This window comes from Sphaerisporangium rhizosphaerae (assembly GCF_042665155.1).
GTDB classification, from domain to species: Bacteria; Actinomycetota; Actinomycetes; order Streptosporangiales; family Streptosporangiaceae; genus Sphaerisporangium; species Sphaerisporangium rhizosphaerae.
The window spans coordinates 140,109-158,920 of the sequence record NZ_JBHTCG010000004.1; the positions used below are offsets into that span (position 1 = coordinate 140,109).

The 18,812-nt window shown below is 71.9% G+C and carries 17 protein-coding genes; 6 read left to right on the forward strand and 11 right to left on the reverse strand.

Features of this window, described 5'->3' with window-relative positions; translation table 11 throughout:
• Position 1 precedes the first annotated feature (1 nt).
• Positions 2–208, forward strand: a complete 207-nt coding sequence (locus ACFQSB_RS07745) for a DUF397 domain-containing protein (RefSeq protein ID WP_380825220.1) — start codon at positions 2–4, stop codon at positions 206–208.
• A gap of 28 nt (positions 209–236) precedes the next feature.
• On the opposite strand, the gene ACFQSB_RS07750 is transcribed toward ACFQSB_RS07745, so the two are convergent.
• Complete coding sequence (locus ACFQSB_RS07750; RefSeq protein WP_380825222.1) at positions 237–605, reverse strand: group I truncated hemoglobin; 369 nt, start codon at positions 603–605, stop codon at positions 237–239.
• Positions 606–794: 189 nt separating this feature from the next.
• Positions 795–1,610, reverse strand: a complete 816-nt coding sequence (locus tag ACFQSB_RS07755; RefSeq protein ID WP_380825223.1) for an SAM-dependent methyltransferase — start codon at positions 1,608–1,610, stop codon at positions 795–797.
• Between the two features lie 133 nt (positions 1,611–1,743).
• Here ACFQSB_RS07755 and ACFQSB_RS07760 point away from each other — a divergent pair, with 133 nt between their 5' ends.
• Together ACFQSB_RS07760 and ACFQSB_RS07765 are read left to right on the forward strand one after the other, a co-directional pair.
• Positions 1,744–2,685: a DUF5996 family protein gene (locus tag ACFQSB_RS07760; protein WP_380825226.1), complete on the forward strand. Its 942-nt coding sequence runs from the start codon at positions 1,744–1,746 to the stop codon at positions 2,683–2,685.
• Between the two features lie 562 nt (positions 2,686–3,247).
• Positions 3,248–4,846 carry an ImmA/IrrE family metallo-endopeptidase gene (locus ACFQSB_RS07765; RefSeq protein ID WP_380825227.1) on the forward strand — a complete coding sequence of 533 codons (1,599 nt, stop codon included), beginning with the start codon at positions 3,248–3,250 and terminating at the stop codon, positions 4,844–4,846.
• Positions 4,847–4,977: 131 nt separating this feature from the next.
• On the opposite strand, the gene ACFQSB_RS07770 is transcribed toward ACFQSB_RS07765, so the two are convergent.
• A complete protein-coding gene (locus ACFQSB_RS07770) occupies positions 4,978–5,424 on the reverse strand; it encodes a phospholipase (protein WP_380825229.1) in 447 nt (148 codons plus the stop codon).
• 287 nt (positions 5,425–5,711) lie between these two features.
• Here ACFQSB_RS07770 and ACFQSB_RS07775 point away from each other — a divergent pair, with 287 nt between their 5' ends.
• On the forward strand, positions 5,712–6,869 hold the full coding sequence (locus tag ACFQSB_RS07775) for an NAD(P)/FAD-dependent oxidoreductase (protein WP_380825231.1): 1,158 nt from the start codon (positions 5,712–5,714) through the stop codon (positions 6,867–6,869).
• 54 nt (positions 6,870–6,923) lie between these two features.
• On the opposite strand, the gene ACFQSB_RS07780 is transcribed toward ACFQSB_RS07775, so the two are convergent.
• Positions 6,924–7,784: a class I SAM-dependent methyltransferase gene (locus ACFQSB_RS07780; RefSeq protein WP_380825233.1), complete on the reverse strand. Its 861-nt coding sequence runs from the start codon at positions 7,782–7,784 to the stop codon at positions 6,924–6,926.
• 160 nt (positions 7,785–7,944) lie between these two features.
• Positions 7,945–8,724 (reverse strand): helix-turn-helix domain-containing protein, encoded by a 780-nt coding sequence (locus ACFQSB_RS07785; RefSeq protein WP_380825235.1) that lies wholly within the window; start codon positions 8,722–8,724, stop codon positions 7,945–7,947.
• A gap of 123 nt (positions 8,725–8,847) precedes the next feature.
• Between ACFQSB_RS07785 and ACFQSB_RS07790 the strand changes: the two genes are divergently transcribed.
• Positions 8,848–10,266 carry an MFS transporter gene (locus ACFQSB_RS07790; RefSeq protein WP_380825236.1) on the forward strand — a complete coding sequence of 473 codons (1,419 nt, stop codon included), beginning with the start codon at positions 8,848–8,850 and terminating at the stop codon, positions 10,264–10,266.
• Between the two features lie 68 nt (positions 10,267–10,334).
• On the opposite strand, the gene nrfD is transcribed toward ACFQSB_RS07790, so the two are convergent.
• The 5 genes from nrfD to ACFQSB_RS07815 all read right to left on the reverse strand — a co-directional run bounded on the left by nrfD (position 10,335) and on the right by ACFQSB_RS07815 (position 16,971).
• Positions 10,335–11,288, reverse strand: a complete 954-nt coding sequence (nrfD, locus tag ACFQSB_RS07795; RefSeq protein WP_380825237.1) for an NrfD/PsrC family molybdoenzyme membrane anchor subunit — start codon at positions 11,286–11,288, stop codon at positions 10,335–10,337.
• Positions 11,289–11,335: 47 nt separating this feature from the next.
• Positions 11,336–12,211, reverse strand: a complete 876-nt coding sequence (locus ACFQSB_RS07800) for a 4Fe-4S dicluster domain-containing protein (protein ID WP_380825239.1) — start codon at positions 12,209–12,211, stop codon at positions 11,336–11,338.
• Positions 12,208–15,435, reverse strand: a complete 3,228-nt coding sequence (fdh, locus tag ACFQSB_RS07805; RefSeq protein ID WP_380825241.1) for a formate dehydrogenase — start codon at positions 15,433–15,435, stop codon at positions 12,208–12,210. Before fdh ends, ACFQSB_RS07800 begins: the two co-directional genes overlap by 4 nt.
• A 217-nt stretch (positions 15,436–15,652) precedes the next feature.
• The gene (locus tag ACFQSB_RS07810) at positions 15,653–16,471 is read right to left on the reverse strand and encodes an isocitrate lyase/PEP mutase family protein (protein WP_380825242.1); all 819 of its coding nucleotides are present in this window, start codon (positions 16,469–16,471) and stop codon (positions 15,653–15,655) included.
• Complete coding sequence (locus ACFQSB_RS07815) at positions 16,471–16,971, reverse strand: carboxymuconolactone decarboxylase family protein (RefSeq protein ID WP_380825243.1); 501 nt, start codon at positions 16,969–16,971, stop codon at positions 16,471–16,473. The genes ACFQSB_RS07810 and ACFQSB_RS07815 overlap by 1 nt, the downstream gene beginning before the upstream one ends.
• A gap of 47 nt (positions 16,972–17,018) precedes the next feature.
• On the opposite strand from ACFQSB_RS07815, the gene pdxR reads away from it, so the two are divergent.
• Entirely contained in the window at positions 17,019–18,464 is a 1,446-nt protein-coding gene (gene pdxR / locus ACFQSB_RS07820) for a MocR-like pyridoxine biosynthesis transcription factor PdxR (protein WP_380825244.1), read from the forward strand.
• Here the strand turns inward: pdxR and ACFQSB_RS07825 are convergent.
• On the reverse strand, positions 18,436–18,756 hold the full coding sequence (locus ACFQSB_RS07825; RefSeq protein ID WP_354918376.1) for a DUF952 domain-containing protein: 321 nt from the start codon (positions 18,754–18,756) through the stop codon (positions 18,436–18,438). The two genes, pdxR and ACFQSB_RS07825, sit on opposite strands and share 29 nt — an antisense overlap.
• Positions 18,757–18,812: the final 56 nt, after the last annotated feature.

An 18,812-nucleotide genomic window follows, 5' to 3' on the forward strand; every position in this document is an offset into this window, starting at 1 on the left:
GATGGATCGGAGCATCAGAGGTCTCAGGTGGCGTAAGAGCACTCTGAGCGGAGCGAACAACGACAACTGTGTTGAGGTGGCGGAGCTTTCGGGCGAGGGGTGGGCTGTTCGGGACAGCAAGAATCCCGAGGGGGCGGTGGTGGTCTGCGCCCCTCGGGAGTGGTCCGCTTTTCTTCAGGGTCTCAGGGGCGACAACTTCCGCTGCTGAACCCGCTCCCGCGTCGGATGCCGGGCGGTCAGGCGGCGGCCTGGTCCTGGACGATCTGGTCCTTCAGCGGGGTGAGGGCGGAGGCGATGGTGGCGATGGTGTCCGCCGGGACTCCGCAGGCGGCGAGGGCCCCGGCCAGGTGGCCGACCACCGTATCGAAAGCGCCCGCCGTGATGCCGCGGCCCGCGTGGGCCTGGTCCATGGACCTGCCCCGGTACTCCTGCGGCCCGCCGAGCGCCGCGGCGACGAAGCTGCGCTGATGGGCCTTCAGCCTGCCCATGTCGACGTCGTTGAAGTAGCCGGCCAATGTGGGGTCGGTGATGACGCGGGTGTAGAACTCCTCGACGACCGCCGCGACCGCGCCCGCGCCACCGACCTGATCGTAGATCGACGCCATGGTGTCCTCCTCGACGTTGTACCGCCGTCGAGATGAGGATGACCACCGAGCGTTGCTCCGCGGAAACAACGGAAATCGTTCTGTGTAGCCGGTGTATCACCGAAAAGACATGCTGGTAATGGGCGGCGGGCGGTCCGTCACCGGCTGCCCGCCTCTTCCCGCGAAGTGCCGTCCGGCGGCAGACCGGGGTCAGGCCGGTAGGCGGGCGACGCCGCCGATGAGGGTGGGCCGGCTCAGGTCGATCTCGACGTCGGGCTCGGAGGCGGGCCGCCAGGCGGACACCGGCACCAGGCCGGGTTCGAGCAGGTCCATGCCCTCGAAGTAGCGGGCGATCTGCGCGTGGTCGCGTGGCTTGACCGAGCCGGTCGCGGTCCGGTTGTAGAGGGCGCGGACCTGCCGGTCGGTGCGCCCGCCGATCTGGCCGGTGTACCCGTGCGAGATCACCAGGTAGCTGCCCGGCGCCATGCTGTCGCGGAACCGCGAGGCGATCATCGCCGCCTTCTCGTCGTCCGGCACGAAGTGCAGGATGGCGACCATCAGCACGGCCACCGGCCGGGACAGGTCGAAGTGGCCGAGGACGGCGGGGTCGCCGAGGATGCGCTCGGGCGTGGTGACGTCGCCCTGCACCACGATCGTCCCGGTGCTGTCGGCGAGCAACGCGCGGGCGTGGGTGAGCACGATGGGATCGTTGTCGACGTAGACGACCCGGGCGTCCGTGGCCACCTCGCGGGCGACCTGGTGGACGTTCCGCTGCGTGGGCAGCCCGGCCCCGATGTCGAGGAACTGCCGGATCCCCGACTCCGCCAGCAGCCGCACCGCCCGGCCGAGGAACTCGCGGTTCGCACGGGCGACCTCGCGGATGTTGGGCACCAACTCGATCATCTTCTCGGCCGCCGCGCGGTCGGACGCGAAGTTGTCCTTCCCTCCGAGGTAGTAGTCGTACATTCGGGCCACACTGGGGATGGACGGGTCGATTCCCGCCACTAAGGGGTCCTCGAACGTCATTTACTCGCCTTCCGTCTGGAAGGGATCTTATGACGCGCCCGCGCGCCCGTCCCTGGTCCGCCGCCGTTTTCCCGCACCGGTCGGACGGGGAGTCGCGCCGCGGCGTGCGGACCGCATGGGGCAGGGTGGTGTCATGGAGCTGTTCCCGCAGGTGCCGGTGGCCGACTGGCAGGACACCAAGGAGACGTTGCACCGCTTCGCCCAGGTGGTGGGCAAGATCCGGCTCGCCGCCGGAGTGCGGCGCAACCACTGGTGGAACGCGCCCTTCCACCTGACCGGGCGCGGGCTCACCACGCGTCCCATGGGACAGGCCGACGGCAACCCGATCTTCACCATCGACTTCGACTTCGTCGGCCACCGGCTGGAGGTGGCCAGGGGCGACGGCAGGATGATCTCGTTCCCCCTGTACGGGCACTCGGTGGCGTCCTTCTACCGGGAGACCATGAGGGCGCTGGACGACCTCGGGATCGACGTGCACATCGACATCCCGAGGCCGTTCGACCTGCCCGACTCCGACCGGCCGTTCGCCGAGGACACCGAGCACGCGGCCTACGACCCGGCGGCGGTTACCCGATATTGGCGGGTCCTGAACCAGGTGAACCTGCTGCTGGAGGAGTTCGCGGCGGGGTTCTCCGGCAAGATCAGCCCGGTGCACCACTTCTGGCACACCTTCGACATCGCCTGCACCCGCTTCTCCGACCGCCAGGTCGAGCCGTCACCCGACGCCGACCCGGTGACGCGCGAGGCGTACTCACGGGAAGTGATCAGCTCGGGGTTCTGGTTCGGCGACGACGCCTTTCCCGAGCCCGCCTTCTACTCCTACACCGCCCCCGAGCCGGCGGGGCTGGCGAACGAGCCGCTGCTGCCGCCGGCGGCCCGGTGGACCGAGCAGGGCGGGAGCCATCTCGCGGTGCTGCGCCACGCGGACGCCCGCACCGACACCGACCCGCACGCCGCCGTGCTCGCCTTCTACGAGAGCGCCTACCGGGCGGGGGCCCGGCTCGCCGGCTGGGACATCGCCCGCCTGGCCTGCCCCGGCGGCGTCACCGATCCGCTGATGCGCCCCATCGCCTGAGCCGCAGAACATGTGAGGGCCTCTGCCAGGCCCTCTGGACGAAGTGGGTGTTCCAGGCCCGGTACGTCCAAGGATTCCATCACCGTTGAGGCCCCGAATGCGAAGATGTCCAGGGCCGCAGTCCAGTGCTTCGATACTTCGAGGCGACTGTGCGGACGCCTCAGCAGAGGTGTGCGGTCGTCGCTCTTGACATATTCCATGACGGAGGACCGTGGGTGACGGACAGCGATCTGGGGCAATCTAACGATGAGGTCGAGACCTTCGCCCTCACCTACGAGCCCAACCCGAAACACAAGCCCATCCCCAGTCCTGGTCGACACGGCTCCATATGTCCGCGCGACGCAGACGGTCCCGGCTTGCTCGCGCAGAGCGACACCGAAGGCAAGAAGCGTTATGCCACAGATGGAGACCGTGCCTATTGCGCGCAGCAGCATGCCGAAGGCAGGTGGCATGGCTACCCCGTCGACTGGCATGAGGTACCACCACTTCTTGTCTCCAAGTGGGTGGCTGCGGAGAGAGTCGACCGAAGAACGGTCCAGCGAGCGAAAAGGCGTCGGAACCGATGACCATCTCATGGGAGAGATTCGAAGGCAGCACTGATGGCTTCGCGGCTCGTCTCGCCTTCATGTCCGATCCTGACGAGGGTTCGGCGGCGACAACGGAAGAGTCGGCGTCGTGGGGTGCTCTGCAGATCTGGGCGGACGGACACAATCTCTCGGCGCACGTGAGCCAGGGAGAGCCTCTCCAGAGCACACATTGGTATCTGCTTCCCGTCTTGGAATGGATCGCCGAACACTGGAATCCTCTGTTCCATGAGGAGCGCCTACCGAATCGAAACGTGGAGGGCGCAGCGGCGACCGCCTTGATCGTCACGCGCAATGCTCCCGCGCTCGCCGACGAATCGGACATCCTTACGTGGGAGGAGGATTGGTACGAGTGGCATGCACGGCATGCTTTGCGAGCGGCCCGTGCCGGTGGTTTGTTCCCTAATGTAGTGATACGCCGGTTCCGTGATTCCATCGAGGTCAGCTGGGACGATGAGCCGTTGGCTGGTTCGCCGCGGGGATTTCGCCACAGTGCGAGCCATGGAGTCGTCTACCTTCCTCCGGCAAAGGTGGCACGGCCGCTGTACGAGCTGTTGCGATCTGCGACAGATCATCTGCTCAACCTGCATCCCGAAAGCACCCGGCTCACGGAACTCCGCGGGCAGATCGACAAACTACGGCTACCGGACCAGCACCACGTCCGGCTCGACTGGCTCGCCGGCCTGCGGAGGCCTCCCACTCTCGGTTCGCGTCTTGTCAGCGGCACGCCAGCCGATGACATGCAAATCCGCTGGAATGAGATCGTCGCCACATTGCAGGAGACCGGAGACTCCGAACAGGTCACCGAGGTCCTCGCCGTGGAGGAATCCCCGCTCGTGATCTCCGGCTCGTGTCATGCGGCTCTGCTGTTCAGCTCCGTCGCGCCTACGATCACCAGCGAGGACGTACGCACCCTGGCCTCGGTGCTGGTGGAGCGATATTCCCGTGACGTCGACACGACAGAACTAGAGGATCTCAGCTTCGAGATCCTTCCCGACCCCGCCATCCCCGACTGGGAGCAAGGGTACGAGCTTGCGGAATGGGTGCACGAAAGGATCGATCTCACCAGCTCAGGCGGCTCCGTCGACATTGAAGGACTGCTTCAACGGCTGAATGTGACCGTCATCTCACGCCGGCTCCGAGACCGCGACATTCGAGCTTGCTCTATCGTCGGCCCGCACCACCAGCCGACGGTGGTGCACAACGAGTCATCCCTCTCCTTCAATCATGGCCGCGCCAGACGATTCAGCATGGCTCACGAGTTGTGTCATCTGCTGTTCGACAGGTCACAAGGACAAAAGCTCGCCATAGCGAGCGGCCCGTGGGCGCCGAGGAGCGTCGAGCGCCGCGCGAATGCTTTCGCCGCGATGTTCCTGATGCCCACCGTGCTGGTACAGGAGATCATCGCGGAACAGCCGGAGTCCGTCGAAGAGCCAGCGGTCGTGGCAGCGATCGCGTCCCGGTTGCAAGTCGGTCGCCATGCCACGATCGAGCATTTGTACAACCTAACCCTTATGAGTGAGGTGACCCGTGACGAACTCCTAGCGCGGGCGCAAAACTCCAACTCCGCTCTGTGACGCCGCAACTACCTCGACAGCGCTCTCCTAAGACCGTCCAAGCCCCTGGATCGCGCCTGCGCCCCTCTGCTTCAGCCTGGCGTACGCACAGGACTGGAGCAGAGGGGTGGGACCGGTAGGACCAGGGCCGGTCAGGTGGTGGCGTTCTGGGCGGTCTTCTCGGCGGTCTGGCGGATGCGCTCGAGCTGGGCGTCGGTGACGTTCAGGGAGCCGAATTCCTTGACCGCCTGGTAGTAGGTCCAGGCGACGCTGTTGCAGGTGGCCCGCGGGATGGTCGAATATCCGGCGCAGACCGCCTTCATGTCGAAGTAGAAGGAGTCGTCGATGCGCGACTTGTTCGCCGGGAACTGGTTCACGGCCTTGTAGTTGCGGTACCCGAAGTCGTGCCGCCTGCACGGCATTCTGAAGTCGAAGCCGAGCGGCTGGTCAGGGCTGCTGGAGCACAGGTCGGTCGACCAGTCGAAGGCGTAGTCCGCCCAGTTGCCCTGGTTCTGCCAGGCGGCCTGCCAGGCGGAGGAGCTGGCCGACGTGGGCTGGCTGAAACTGGAAAGTGCGGCGAGCTTTTGCTCGAGCGTCACCGCGTATGCGGGTATTGTTAAACCGAGTATCGTGACGAGGGAGAGGGCGACGGTCGCGAGGGCACGTCTCATCATGGGGGGCTCCGGCTTTGTCGGGGGATGGCTCGCGGGGCGGCGATCGGCCACGGCACAACAATGAGGCGAAATAACCCGGAACGCCGGAACATAATCTGATCAATACCGGTGCCGATATTCGCGGACAATCGCTCTTTACAAGCTGACCGCGTCCTGTAAAATCGACATTCTTCCTGGACGCCCCCGCATCCGCGCTGTGGCAGGCTGGGCGGGTGGACACGATCTGGGATGTCGTCGTGGTCGGGGGCGGGCCGGCGGGTGCGGCGGCGGCCATCCGCGCCAGGCAACTACGACCGGACGCCCGGGTGCTCCTGGTCGACAAGGCCGACTTCCCGCGTGACAAGGCGTGCGGGGACGGCATCGCCGCGCACGGCCGCGAAGAGCTCGCCCTGCTCGGCGTCCCCGATCTGATCGACGACTACCGGCCAACGCGGGGGCTGTCGGTGGTGTCTCCGGGCGGCGCACGGGTGACCGCCGCCGTCGCCCGCCCCAATCACGTGGTCCCGCGGGCGGTCTTCGACGCCCGCCTGGTCGAGGCCGCCCGCGCGAGGGGGGTCGAGGTGCGCCGGCACCGCGTCCGCGGGCTCGCCGCGCGCGACGACCGGGTCGTCCTGGACGACGTGCTGGCCGCGCGCGTGGTCGTCGCCGCCGACGGGGCCAACTCGGCCGTGCGGCGCCTGATCGGGGTGCCGCCGTCGCCCGACGGGCACACCGCGATCGCGGTGCGCGGCTACGCCGAGGTTCCCGCCGACGACGACGTCCAGTTCATCGCCATGCAGCGGGACGGGTGGCCCGCCTACGCGTGGTCCTTCCCCATCGGGGACGGCACGGCGAACGTCGGGTTCGGGATGATGCTGCCGCGGCTGCGCGCCACCGGCCGTCCGGGCCGGGAGGTCCTGCACGGCCGGCTCGCCGAGCTGCTGCCCCACCTGCCCGCTCGCGACCTGCGCGCCCACCACCTGCCGCTGTCCCCCGGCCGGCCGAGGCCCGGCGCCGGGCGGGTGCTGCTGGCCGGCGACGCGGCGAGCCTGATCAACCCGCTGACAGGCGAGGGCATCTACTACGCGTTGCTGTCCGGCCGGCTGGCCGGGGAGGCCGCCGTCGAGGCGGCGGACCCGCTGCCCGCCTACCGCCGCAAGCTGGCCAGGGCGCTCGGACGGCACCTGCGCACCACGGACCTGCTCTCGCGCGCCGCCCGGTCGCCGGGGTTCATCGACGCCGCGATCGCCACCGCCGCCCGCCGCAAGGAGGTCTTCGACCTGCTCGTGGACGTGGGCCTCGGCGCGGGCACGGTGCCGCCGCCCCTCGCCCTCGCCGTCGCCCGCCGCTGGCTCTGGAACGGCGTCCGGCTCCGCACCCGGCACGCCTGAACCTCCCAGCCCCAGAAACCGGTCCGGCACGCCTGGGACCTGGACGTCCCGAGGTCAGCTCTGGACGACCGCGCGGGTGAGCATGGACAGGGCCGACGGGCGCAGGCTGTCGGTGCGGGTCCACAGGGCGGCGTCCACGGACTCGCGCTGGCCGGCGTGCTCGACGGCCGTCAGCCCGTGCTCGGCGAGCAGGGCGGCCATCTCCTCGGGGCCGAGCATCGACAGCCACGGTTCGCCCTGCTCGGCGGCCATGGGCATGACGCCCTCGACGTACGCCTGCCCGGCCTCGTCGCGCAGTTCCTCCGGCAGCATGTGGTCGACGACGACCTGCGACCCGGGCGCGAACCCGCCGATCACCTCCAGGGTGCGGCCGATGCCCTCCCTGGTCAGGTACATCGTCACGCCGAGCCAGCTCACGAAGGCGGGACGGGAGGGGTCGAAGCCCGCGCGGGTCAGCCCGTCCAGCAGCGCGTCGTTCTCGAAGTCGGCGGGGACGAAGGTCACGGTGTCGGGGACGGCGATGCCCGCGCCGGCCAGGGCCGCGCTCTTCCACGCCTGGGTCGCCGGATGGTCGACCTCGTAGACCTGGACCGGCGCGCCGGCGCCGGCCCGGTAGGCGTAGGAGTCGAGACCCGCGCCGAGGATCACATACTGGGCGACGCCGCGGCGCACGGCGTCGGCGAGCCGGTCCTCGGTGTGGCGGGCGCGGGTGACGGCCGCGGCGCGGACGCCGGAGAGGATGAGGTGGGCGCCGTGCAGCCGGTGGTAGGCGAGGAGTTCCTCGGCGCGGTCGGCGAGCAGCGCGTGGGCCAGCGTGTCGGCGAAGATCAGCGGCGGGTCGTCGACGATCAGATGCGCGGCGCGGGCGGCGGCCGCCATGAGGGCGGTGCGGCTCGGTTCTCCGTTTTCGTTCACGATCGGAGAGCCTATATACGACTTTCGCCATCATATCATGGCGAAAAAACTTATTCAGACCATTTGTCATTCCAATCCGATGACGATTCCCGGCCATTCGCGCCGCCATTCGCGGACGATTCCACCCGGCCGGGCGCGGGCCCGGATCATCGTGCGGAGATCAGCCGGAGAACAGGCCGCGGACGTGGCCGGGCGGGTGGCCGAGGACGGCGCGGACCGTCCGGGTCAGGTGGGCCTGGTCGGCGAACCCCAGGGCGAGCGCCAGCCCGGCCAGGTCGGTCTCGCCCTCCTCGATGCGGGCCAGGGCCCGGCTGACCCGCACCCGGTTGCGGTAGCCGCTGACGGTCATGCCGACGTGCGCGCGGAACGTGCGGCTCAGGTGCGAGGGCGACACGCCGAGGGCCCGCGCCAGCCGCACCAGGTCGGCCGACTCCGGGGCGCCCGCGACGATGGCCTCCCGCGCCCGCGCCGCCAGCTCGCCCCGGCCACGACCCGCCCGGGTCCGGGACCGGGGGACGCGCACCGCGGCGGCGATCGCGTCCACCAGCCGCTCCACCGGGTCGGCGGCGTCGGCCGTGGCGCGCAGGAGCAGCCGGTGGGCGAGCTCGACCCTGCCGTCGACCGCGACCGGCGCCCGCGGCGGCTCGTCGCCGGCCACGGCGTGCCACAGCGGCTCCCGCACGTGGATGAAGGTGCACACATCGCCGCCCGCCGGGTGCGCGAAGGCGTACTCGCGGCCGGGGACCGTCAGATAACCCATCGTCGGGTCGGCGCTCACCTCGTCGCCGTCGCTGCGCACGCGGAACCTGCCGCGCCGCACGAGCACGAGGCCGTTGCCGTGGCCCTCCTCCGGCGCCGACCATCCGTCGTGCCGTTCACCGCATGACACCACATGGACGGAGAAGTCTGACCCGTCCACCACCCGTCGGGACGTACGCACCCGCCCACCTTAGGCACGGCCACCCCACTTCCCGTGCCCGATCCGGCCACATTTCGGGCGTCCGAAGGAAGAAGCGCAAATACGTGCAAGACGCGGGGCGGGACGGCGGGCGAGCCTGTCGGAATGGTTTCCACGCTCACCCGGCGGCGGGGCGGCACCGTCCTCGCGGTCCTGCTCGCCGGCCAGACGATGGCATCGATGGACGGCTCGATCGTCACGGTGGCGCTGCCGTCCATCCAGCGCGACCTCGGCGGCGACGGGGCGATGGTGCAGCTCGTCGCCTCCGCGTACATGCTGGCCCTCGGCCTGCTGATCGTCACCGGCGCGCGGCTCGGCGACGTGCTCGGCCACCGGCGGGCCTTCCTCGGCGGGCTGGCCGGCTTCACGCTGGCTTCCCTGCTGTGCGGGCTGGCCTGGGCGGCCCCCGCGCTGGTGGCGGCGCGGATCGTGCAGGCCGCCGCCGCGGCGCTGATGACGCCGCAGGTGTTCTCCCTCATCCAGCTGCGTTTCGACGGGGCGGCGCGCAAGCGGGCGATCGGGCTGTACTCGATGGTGCTGGCCCTCGGGGTGGCGCTCGGCCAGCTGGCCGGCGGGCTCGTCGTGGGGGCCGACCTGTTCGGCCTCGGCTGGCGTCCGGCGTTCCTCATCAACGTGCCGGCCGGCGCGGTCCTGCTGGTCGCCGGCGTGCGGGCGCTGCCGCGCGCGGGCGCGACGGCCGCGCGGCTGGACCTGGCCGGCGTCGGCCTGCTGACCGTGGCGATGACGGCCCTGATCACGCCGCTGATCTTCGGCAGGGAGCACGGCTGGCGGCCCTGGACGTGGGCGTCGCTGGCCGCCGGGGCCTTGCTGCTCGCGGGATTCGCGCGGTTCGAGCGCCGCATGGCCCTGCGCGGCGGGCAGCCGCTGCTCGACCTGACGGTGCTGCGTCCCAGGGGTGTGCGGCCCGCGCTGGTCGCGTGCTTCACGGTGATGGCCTGCTACGCGGCCTTCCTGTTCGCGCTGACCCTCCACCTGCAGGGGCGGCTGGGGTTCGGCCCGTTCGGCGCGGGGCTGGCCTTCGCACCCTACGCGGCGGGGTTCGCCGCGCTGAGCCTGACCTGGACCCGGCTGCCGGAACGGACGCAGGCGGCCCTCCCGGTCGCCGGCCCGGTCGTCTTCGCCGGAGTCGCGGGGGCGGTGGCGGCGGTGACCGGGCTGTGGGGCGGCGGGTGGCCGGTGGCGCTGGTGACGCCGCTGCTGTTCGCGGCGGGGGCGGGCCACGCGGCCGGGTACAGCCCGCTGATCGCCCAGGTGTCGGCGGTGGCCGGCCCCGGCCGGGCGTCCGCGCTGTCGGCGCTGAACTCGACCGGCCCCGTGCTCTCCTCCGTCGGCGCCATCGCCGTGCTCGGCGGGCTGTACCTGAGCGCCGGACTCGGCTGGACCGCGGCGGCCATCGCCGTCCTGCTCCTCGCCGGAGCCTGTTCCGCCGCCGCCGCCCGCGCCGCCTGGCGCCCCGCCACGCGTCCGGCGCCGGCACCCGCAGGCGCGGCGCGGCGCTCCTAGAACGGCGGGTCAAGGCGGGTGCGCGGCGCTTCCAGGACGGCGGGAGGTGAGGCGGGTGCGCGGCGCTCCTAGGACGGCGGGGTGGACAGGCGGGCGCGCTGCGGGACGACGGTGTAGCGGGGGTCCTGGCTGGAGGCGACGCCCGCCGAGAACACCCCGAAGCGGACGCAGACCGAGGCTGCCATCAGCGCGGCGCCCGAGACGACCGCGAGGGCCCGTCCCCGCCCTGGGCGGCCATCGGCGGCCAGGGCGGTCAGGGCGCCGGCCAGGCTCAGGAGTTCGCCGGCGCGGGTCAGCGTGCCGGGCCGTCCCCGCTCGTACGCCTCGGCGACCATGCCGAGGCGGCGGCGCATCAGCCGCCCGGCGGCCAGTTCCAGCGCGGCGCCGAGCACGGCCGCGCGGCGCGCCGGGGCGTTCTCGGCCGCCGGCGTGGCGATGAGGGCCGCCCCGGCCGCCGTGGCCATGGCCGAGCCGGCGAACAGGAACGGCATCTCGCGGTGTCCCTGGTGCCAGGCGGGCACGGCGGTGTCGCCGATCAGCACCGCGGTGTAGGTGCTGACCGCCGGTCCGAGGACCGCCGCGCCGTACCCGGCGACCCGTCCCACGAGGGGGAACCTGCCGGTGAGGTCGGTGAGCGCGCTGACCCCGGCCAGCGGCGCGTACGCGGCCAGCAGCCAGGAGCCCATGTTCATCGGCGAGGACGGCTTGACGACGCGCAGCATGTTGACGAAGCGGGCCGGGCGCCCGAGATCGGCGACCAGCGCGGCCAGCGACAGCGTGATGCCGGCGAGCGCGGCGAGTTTCGTCGCGCGGGCCAGGGACGGGCGGCCGGTCAGCTCGCCGCCGGCCGCGAGCGCCGAGGAGGCGCCGGCCAGTCCGCCCAGGTACAGGTACCCGCCGATGTGCAGTTCCCGCCAGACCGGCGGCTTGAGGATGGGCCGGTCGTAGTAGGAGGTGAACTCCTCCGCGATCGAATCGGCCATCAGGGTGGCCCCGCCGCCGGCGCGTCCACGCGTCGTCATCTCGCTCCTCGCTCTCGTCGCGCTGATGTCCGCGGCGCCGCCGAGCCTCATCGGCGTGCCGTGAGGAAGGCGGCGGCGACCCCGCAGACCAGGGCCGCCGCGGCGGCGGCCGCGTGCCGCCACATCGACGGCAGGTCGCGGGTGGGGTCCATGGGGGCGGGCGGCAGGCCGTACACCTCCGGCTCGTCCAGCAGCAGGAAGAACGCGCCGTTGCCGCGCACCCCGTCCTCGGGGTCCTCGCCGTAGAGGCGGGCGTCCTGGACGCCGTCGCGGTGCAGCGAGCGCAGACGCGCCTCGGCCCGTTCGAGCAGCTCGTCCACCGGCCCGAACTGGATGGACTCGGTCGGGCACGCCTTGGCGCAGGCCGGGACGAGCCCATCGCCGAGGCGGTCGTAGCACAGCGTGCACTTGAACACCCGGCCGTCGTCCTCGCGCTTGTCGATCACCCCGTACGGGCAGGCCGAGACGCAGTAGCCGCAGCCGTTGCACACGTCCTCCTGGACGACGACCGTGCCGAACTCGGTGCGGAACAGCGAGCCGGTGGGGCAGACGTTCAGGCAGGCCGCGTCGGTGCAGTGTTTGCACACGTCGGAGGCCATCAGCCAGCGCAGGTCACCGGCCCCCTGGTCGCCGGAAGGCCGTCCGCCGGGGGCCTGCGGCGCGCGCACCGGCTTGCGCTGTTCGATGAAGGCGACGTGCCGCCAGGTGGACCCCGACAGCTGCCCGGTGTTGTCGAAGGACATGGCGGTGAGCTCGAAAGGCGCGTCCGCGGGAAGCCGGTTCCACTCCTTGCAGGCCACCTCGCACGCCTTGCACCCGATGCACACCGAGGTGTCGGTGAAGAAGCCCATCCGCGGCGGATGCTCCGGGTAGCCGGTCTCCTCCTGGACCGCGGGCAGCCCGGCGGCCGGAGGCGCCGTCATCGCACGCCACCCTGGTGTGCGGGCTGGTCGATGCCGGCGCGGCGGCGGAAGGTCTCCACCAGGCGCGGCAGGCCGGGTCCGCGCGGCCGCCGTCCCGGCTGGATGTCGGCGGTGAGCACCTTGGTCTCCTGGATGTCGGCGTTCGGGTCGAGCACGATGGAGGTCAGCTCGTTCGCGGGGTCGCCGACGGCCAGGCCGTTCGGTCCCCAGTGGTAGGGCAGGCCGATCTGGTGGACGACCCGGCCGTCCAGGTGCAACGACGGCATCCGGTCGGTGACCATGACCCTGGCCTCGATGGCGCCGCGCGCGCTGATGACGGTGGCCCAGCCGCCGTGCTCCAGCAGGCGCTCCTCGGCCAGCTCCGGCGACACCTCGCAGAACATCTGCGGCTGGAGCTCCGACAGGTACGGCACCCAGCGGCTCATGCCCCCGGCGGTGAAGTGCTCGGTCAGCCGGTAGGTGGTGACCACGTACGGGTAGACCTCGCTGCCGGGCGGGTGGTAGCGGTTGCCGGGCCGGTCGTAGGTCAGCCGGGCGGGGTTGCCGCGCTGCGCGGGGTGCAGCAGGTTCTCCGACGGGGTGTCCTGCGGCTCGTAGTGGGTCGGCAGCGGGCCGTCCATCAGCCCGGCGGGCGCGAACAGCCAGCCCTTCCCGTCGCCCTGCATGATGAACGGGTCGATGCCCGACAGCGCGTCCACGCCCTCGGCGTCCTCGGGCGGCCGGTGGTCAGGGGGCCGGTCCTCGACGAAGTCCGGCACGTCGTGCCCGGTCCACCGGCCGAGTGAGGCGTCCCACCACACGTACGCCTTGCGCGGGCTCCACGGGGCGCCCTCCGGGTCGGCCGACGCGCGGTTGTACAGGATGCGCCGGTTGAGCGGCCAGGCCCAGCCCCATTCGCGGGAGGTCCAGCTCTGCTCGGTGTGCGGCCTGCGGCGCGCCGCCTGGTTGACGCCGTCGGCGTACACCCCGCAGTAGATCCAGCAGCCGCACCGCGTCGAGCCGTCGTCGCGCAGCTCGGTGTAGCCCGACAGGAGCCGCCCGCCGGGGCCGTACCCGTTGATCTCCTGGAGGACGGCGGCGGCGCTCGGCTCGGCGAGCGGGCCCTCGACCGGGTAGTCCCAGGCCAGGTCGAGGAACGCGCGGTCGCCCGGCTCGTCCGAGCCGGCCAGCCGCTCTTTGACCATCCGGCCCAGGTGGTAGGTGAACCACAGGTCGCTGCGGCGGTCGCCCGCGGGTTCGACGGCCGTGTCGTGCCACTGGAGCAGGCGGTTGGTGTTGGTGAAGGTGCCGCTCTTCTCGGTGTGCGCGGCGGCGGGGAAGAAGAACACCTCGGTGGCGATCTCCTCGGTGCGCAACTCGCCGCTCTGCACCTCGCGGCCGTCCTTCCACCAGGTCGCCGACTCGATGAGCGAGAAGTCGCGCACGACCAGCCACTCCAGGTTCGCCATCCCGAGGCGCTGCAGGCGGGCGTTGGCCGACCCCACCGCCGGGTTCTGCCCGAACAGCAAGTAGCCCTTGCAGACGCCGTCGAGCTGGGCCATCGTCGTGTCGTAGGTGCTGTGCGAGCCGGTCAGCCGGGGCAGGTGGCCGAAACAGAAGTCGTTGTCCGGCCTCGCCGCATCCCCGTAGTAGGCCTTGAGCAGGCTGACGACGTAGTTGCGGGCGTCGGCCCAGAACCCCTTCTGCGTGCTGATCACCTCGACGAAGGTGTCCAGGTCCTCGTCGCTGTGCGCGTACGGCATCGGGATGTAGCCGGGCAGCAGGTTGTACAGGGTCGGGATGTCGCTGGACCCCTGGATGCTGGCGTGGCCGCGCAGCGCCATGATGCCGCCGCCCGGCCGCCCGATGTTGCCGAGCAGCAACTGCAGGATGCTCGCCGCGCGGATGTACTGCGTGCCCACGGTGTGCTGGGTCCAGCCCACGGCGTAGGCGAACGCGCTGGTGCGCTCGCGCCCGGAGTTGGCGGTCAGCGCGTCGCAGACCCGGTGGAACAGCTCCGGCGGGATGCCGCACGTCCGGTGGACGAACTCCGGGGTGTAGCGGGCGAAGTGGCGCTTGAGGATCTGGTACACGCAGCGCGGGTCGGTGAGCGTCTCGTCGCACTGCGGGTGCGCGCTGACCGGGGCGCCGCCCGAGCCGTGCGCCTCGCTGCGGCCGGGAACGTGGTACTCGTCAAGGCGCAGCCGCCGCCCCGACGCGGCCTTCACCGCGGGCCCCTTGTACTGCCAGGTCGCGACGTCGTAGGTGCGGGTGCCGGGGTCCCAGCCGGAGAACACCCCGTCCAGGTCCTCGGTGTCGGCGTAGTCGTCGGTGACGATGCTCGACGCGTTGGTGTAGTTGAGGACGTACTCGCGGAAGTCCTTGCCCTCCTGGAGCACGTGGTTGATGATCCCGCCGAGGAAGGCGATGTCGGAACCGGGGCGGATCGGCACGTACAGGTCGGCCATCGCGCTGGTCCGGCTGAAGCGCGGGTCCACGTGGATGATCGTGGCGCCGCGCAGCTTGGCCTCCATCACCCACTGGAAGCCCACCGGGTGCGCCTCGGCGAAGTTGGAGCCCTCGATGACGATGCAGTCGGAGAACTGGAGGTCCTGCAGGAAGGTCGTGGAACCGCCCCGGCCGAAGGAGGTGCCGAGCCCGGTGACCGTGGAGCTGTGACAGACCCGCGCCTGGTTCTCCACCTGGATCACGCCGAGCCCGGTCATCAGCTTCTTGATGAGGTAGTTCTCCTCGTTGTCCAGGGTCGCGCCGCCCAGGGTGGCGATGCCGAGGGTCCTGGCGACGCGCTTGCCGTCGTGCTCCTGCTGCCAGGTCTCGCGCCGGGTGCGCACCACCCGGTCGGCCACCATGGTCATGGCCGTGTCCAGGTCGAGTTGCTCCCACTCGGTGCCGTGGGGCCTGCGGTACAGCACCGCGTGCTCGCGCCCCGGGCCGGTCGTGAGCTGGAGGGAGGCCGACCCCTTCGGGCACAGCCTGCCGCGGCTGACCGGAGAGTCGGGGTCTCCCTCGATCTGCACGACCTTGCCCCCGGAGACGTACACGTTCTGGGCGCAGCCCACCGCGCAGTAGGGGCAGACCGACTTCACCACGCGGTCGGCGGTGGCGACGCGGGCGCGCAGCGCGTCGGTGCGGGGCGAGCGGGCCGCCGCTCCGAGGCCGCCGCGGTCGGGGCCGGTGAGCTGCCGCAGCACCGGCCACCTGCCCAGGAACCCGCTCATGCCCATACAGCCCCCCGCTCGATGTCGCCGCCGGGGGGCGCGTGCGCTTCCTGCCGGTACCTGCCCCTGTGCGGAGAGCTCCAATCGCACGCGTCCCGTACGGGCTCACCGGCCGGCCGCAGGCGTCGCGGGTCGTCGCGGACGCGACACGTCCCGCCGCCGTCGCGGTGGGCGCGGTGGCACCGGTCCCGCAGGACGCCGGCGTTCGGGCTGGTCAGGGCGCCTACGGGCCGCCGATCTCGTACGGGCTCTCCCCGGAGGCGATCGCGGACAGCATCGCGGCCAGGTACCGCTGGGTGGCGGCGTGCAGGCCGTGCCCGAAGCTCACCCGGGCGACGCCCAGGGCGGCCAGCTCCGCGAGGGAGGGGGCGCCCGGGCGGAACAGCACGTTGACCGGCCCGCCCACCTCGGCGACCAGCGTCTTGATCACCTCGGGGTCGGCGGCGCCGATCGGGTACACGCAGTCGGCTCCCGCCCGCAGGTAACGGCGCCCGCGCTCCACGGCGTCGGCCAGCCGCCGGTCGGTGGTCCCCTCGTCGCGCGGGTCCGCGGCCCCCGCACCGTGGGAGGTCCCCGCGCCGCGCAGGTACGTGTCCACCCGCGCGTTGATCACCAGGTCGGCTCCCGCCCCCGCGGCGGCGGCCCGCACCTCCGCCAGGAAGCCGGCCTGCTCATCGGGATCGACCAGCGAGCCGGTGCCCGGGTCGGAGTCCTCCAGGTTGAGACCGGCCGCCCCCGTCGCGACCAGCCGCTCGACCAGTTCGGCGGGCGCGAGCCCGTACCCCCGTTCCAGGTCGGCGGTGACCGGCACCGGCACCGCGCGGGCGATGCGGGCGACCGCGTCCAGCATCGCGCCGGCCGGCGCCTGCTCGCCGTCCGCGTAGCCGAGGACGGGCGCCACCGCCGCGCTGCCGGTGGCCACGGCGGGGAAGCCCGCCTCCACCACGGCGCGCGCGGAGGCGGCGTCCCAGACGTTCGGCAGCACCAGCGGCCGTCCGGGCACGTGCAGCGCCCGCAGCTCCGCCGCCTTGGGAGAGGTCATCAGTGCGCGGAGGGGTGGTAGTTCCCCGGGACCAGCCGCGAGGTGACGCCGATGCGGTTCCAGGCGTTGATCATGATGATCGCCCAGATGAGCTTGGACAGCTCCTCCTCGCCGAACTGCTCCGCGGCCCGGGCGTAGACCTCGTCGCCCACCCCGCTCTGCGGCAGCAGGGTGATCGCCTCGGTCAGCTCCAGCGCGGCGCGCTCGCGGTCGGTGAAGAACGGCGTCTCGTGCCAGACCGTGAGGGCGTAGAGGCGCTGCTCCCGCTCACCCGCGGCCCGTGCGTCGATGGTGTGCATGTCGACGCAGAAAGCGCAGCCGTTGATCTGGGAGGCGCGGATGCGCACCAGTTCGAGCAGCGGGGCCTCCAGGCCGCTGCCGGCGACCACGCCGTCCAGCTCGCCGAGGGCCCTGTACATCTCGGCGGTGTGCTTCTTCAAGTTGACACGGGCCTGCGGCCGCGTGGTGGCGGGTGCGCTCGTGGTGTTCGTCGTCGTCATGAAATCCATGGTAGAAGCCCAGTGGACCGGCGGTAAGATCCAGTGTTGTGTCAGGAGATTGGGCCACTTTCGGAGTCGACCTGCTCGTCGAGATGGACGCCGTCGCCGGTCGGCGCACCGGCCTCGAGCACGCGCTGCGCGACGCGATCCGCGACGGCCGGCTCGCGCCGGGCACCCGCCTGCCGTCCAGCCGGGCGCTGGCCGCCGAGACCGGGCTCTCGCGCGGCACGGTGAGCGCCGCCTACGACCAGCTCATCGCCGAGGGCTACCTGACGGCCCGCCACGGCTCGGGCACCTCGGTCGCCGACGTCGCCCCGCAGCGCGCGGGCGCGCCGCTCGCCGGCGGGGACTCCCCGGCGCCCAGGTTCGACCTGCGGCCCGGCAGCCCCGACGTGACCACGTTCCCCTCGGCGGCGTGGCTGCGCGCCACCCGGCGGGTGCTGGCGACCGTGCCGGCCGCCGTGCACGGCTACGGGGCGCCGGGCGGCACCGCCGCGCTGCGCACCGCGCTGGCCGGCTATCTCGGGCGCACCCGCGGGGTGCTCGCCGATCCCGACCGGATCATCATCACGACCGGGTACGTGCAGGCCCTCGCGCTGCTGGCCGGGGTGGTCGCCGCCGGCCGGCGGCCCACCATCGCGATGGAGGATCCGGCGCTGGCCTTCCACCGGGACATCGTGCGCCGGGCGGGCGCCGGCGTCCTGCCCCTGCCGGTCGACGGGCGCGGGGCGCGCACCGGCCTGCTGAGCACGGCGGCCTACGCCGGGGTGGGCGCGGTCGTGGTGACCCCCGCCCACCAGTTCCCGACCGGCACCACCCTGCACCCCGAACGCCGCCACGCCCTCGCGGACTGGGCGCGCAGCACCGGCGGACTGATCATCGAGGACGACTACGACGGCGAGTTCCGCTACGACCGCCAGCCCGTCGGCGCTCTGCAGGGCATGGCCGCCGATCACGTCGCCTACCTCGGCACCGCCTCCAAGACCCTCGGGCCGGCGCTGCGCCTGGCCTGGATGGTCCTGCCCCCGCGCCTGGTCGGGCCGGTCACCGACGCCAAGCTGCACGCCGACCACCACACCGAGACCCTCGGCCAGCTCGTCCTGGCCGACCTGATCACCTCGCACGCCTACGACCGGCACGTGCGCGCCTGCCGGCTGCACTACCGCCGCCGTCGCGACCTGCTGCTGGCGCGCCTCGGCCCCGCGCGCGCCTCGTTCACCGACGGAGGCGGCATCGCGGCAGGCCTGAACGCGCTGATCCACCTGCCGCCCGGCGGCCCTGACGAACGGGCCGTCCTCGCGGCGGCGGGGGAACGCGGCCTGGCCCTGGGCGGCCTGGCCGACTACTGGCACCAGGAGAGCCCCGGCCATCCGCAGGGCGTCATCGTCGGGTACGGGACACCGCCGGAGCATTCCTACGCCGCTGCCCTGGACGCCCTGGCCGAGGTCCTCGGGCCGAGGCCGGTCAGAGGGAGAAGGGCTCCACGGAGGTGACGGCGTGGACGGGGACGGGGCCGTAGATGTGCGGGAAGGCCTCCTGCGCGCCGGGAGGCACCTCCAGGCGGACCTCGCCGTCCAGCAGCGCCTCGTCGATGGTCAGCACGACGAGGGGGGCGGCCACCGCCGCGTAGAAGTTCCGGGCCACCCCGTCCAGCTGCGCCCGGTCGGCGCTGGCGTGGATGAACCCCTCCTGCTCGAGGGTGCGGCCGAGCGTGGACACGCGGTACTCACCGGCACGCACGGCGGCCTCCCAGTCGGCGGCCAGCGCCAGATGGAGGATCGTCACCGCACCGAGCCTAGAACACTCGCCGCAGGGCCCGCCACGCCCGTCGCCACGCATGC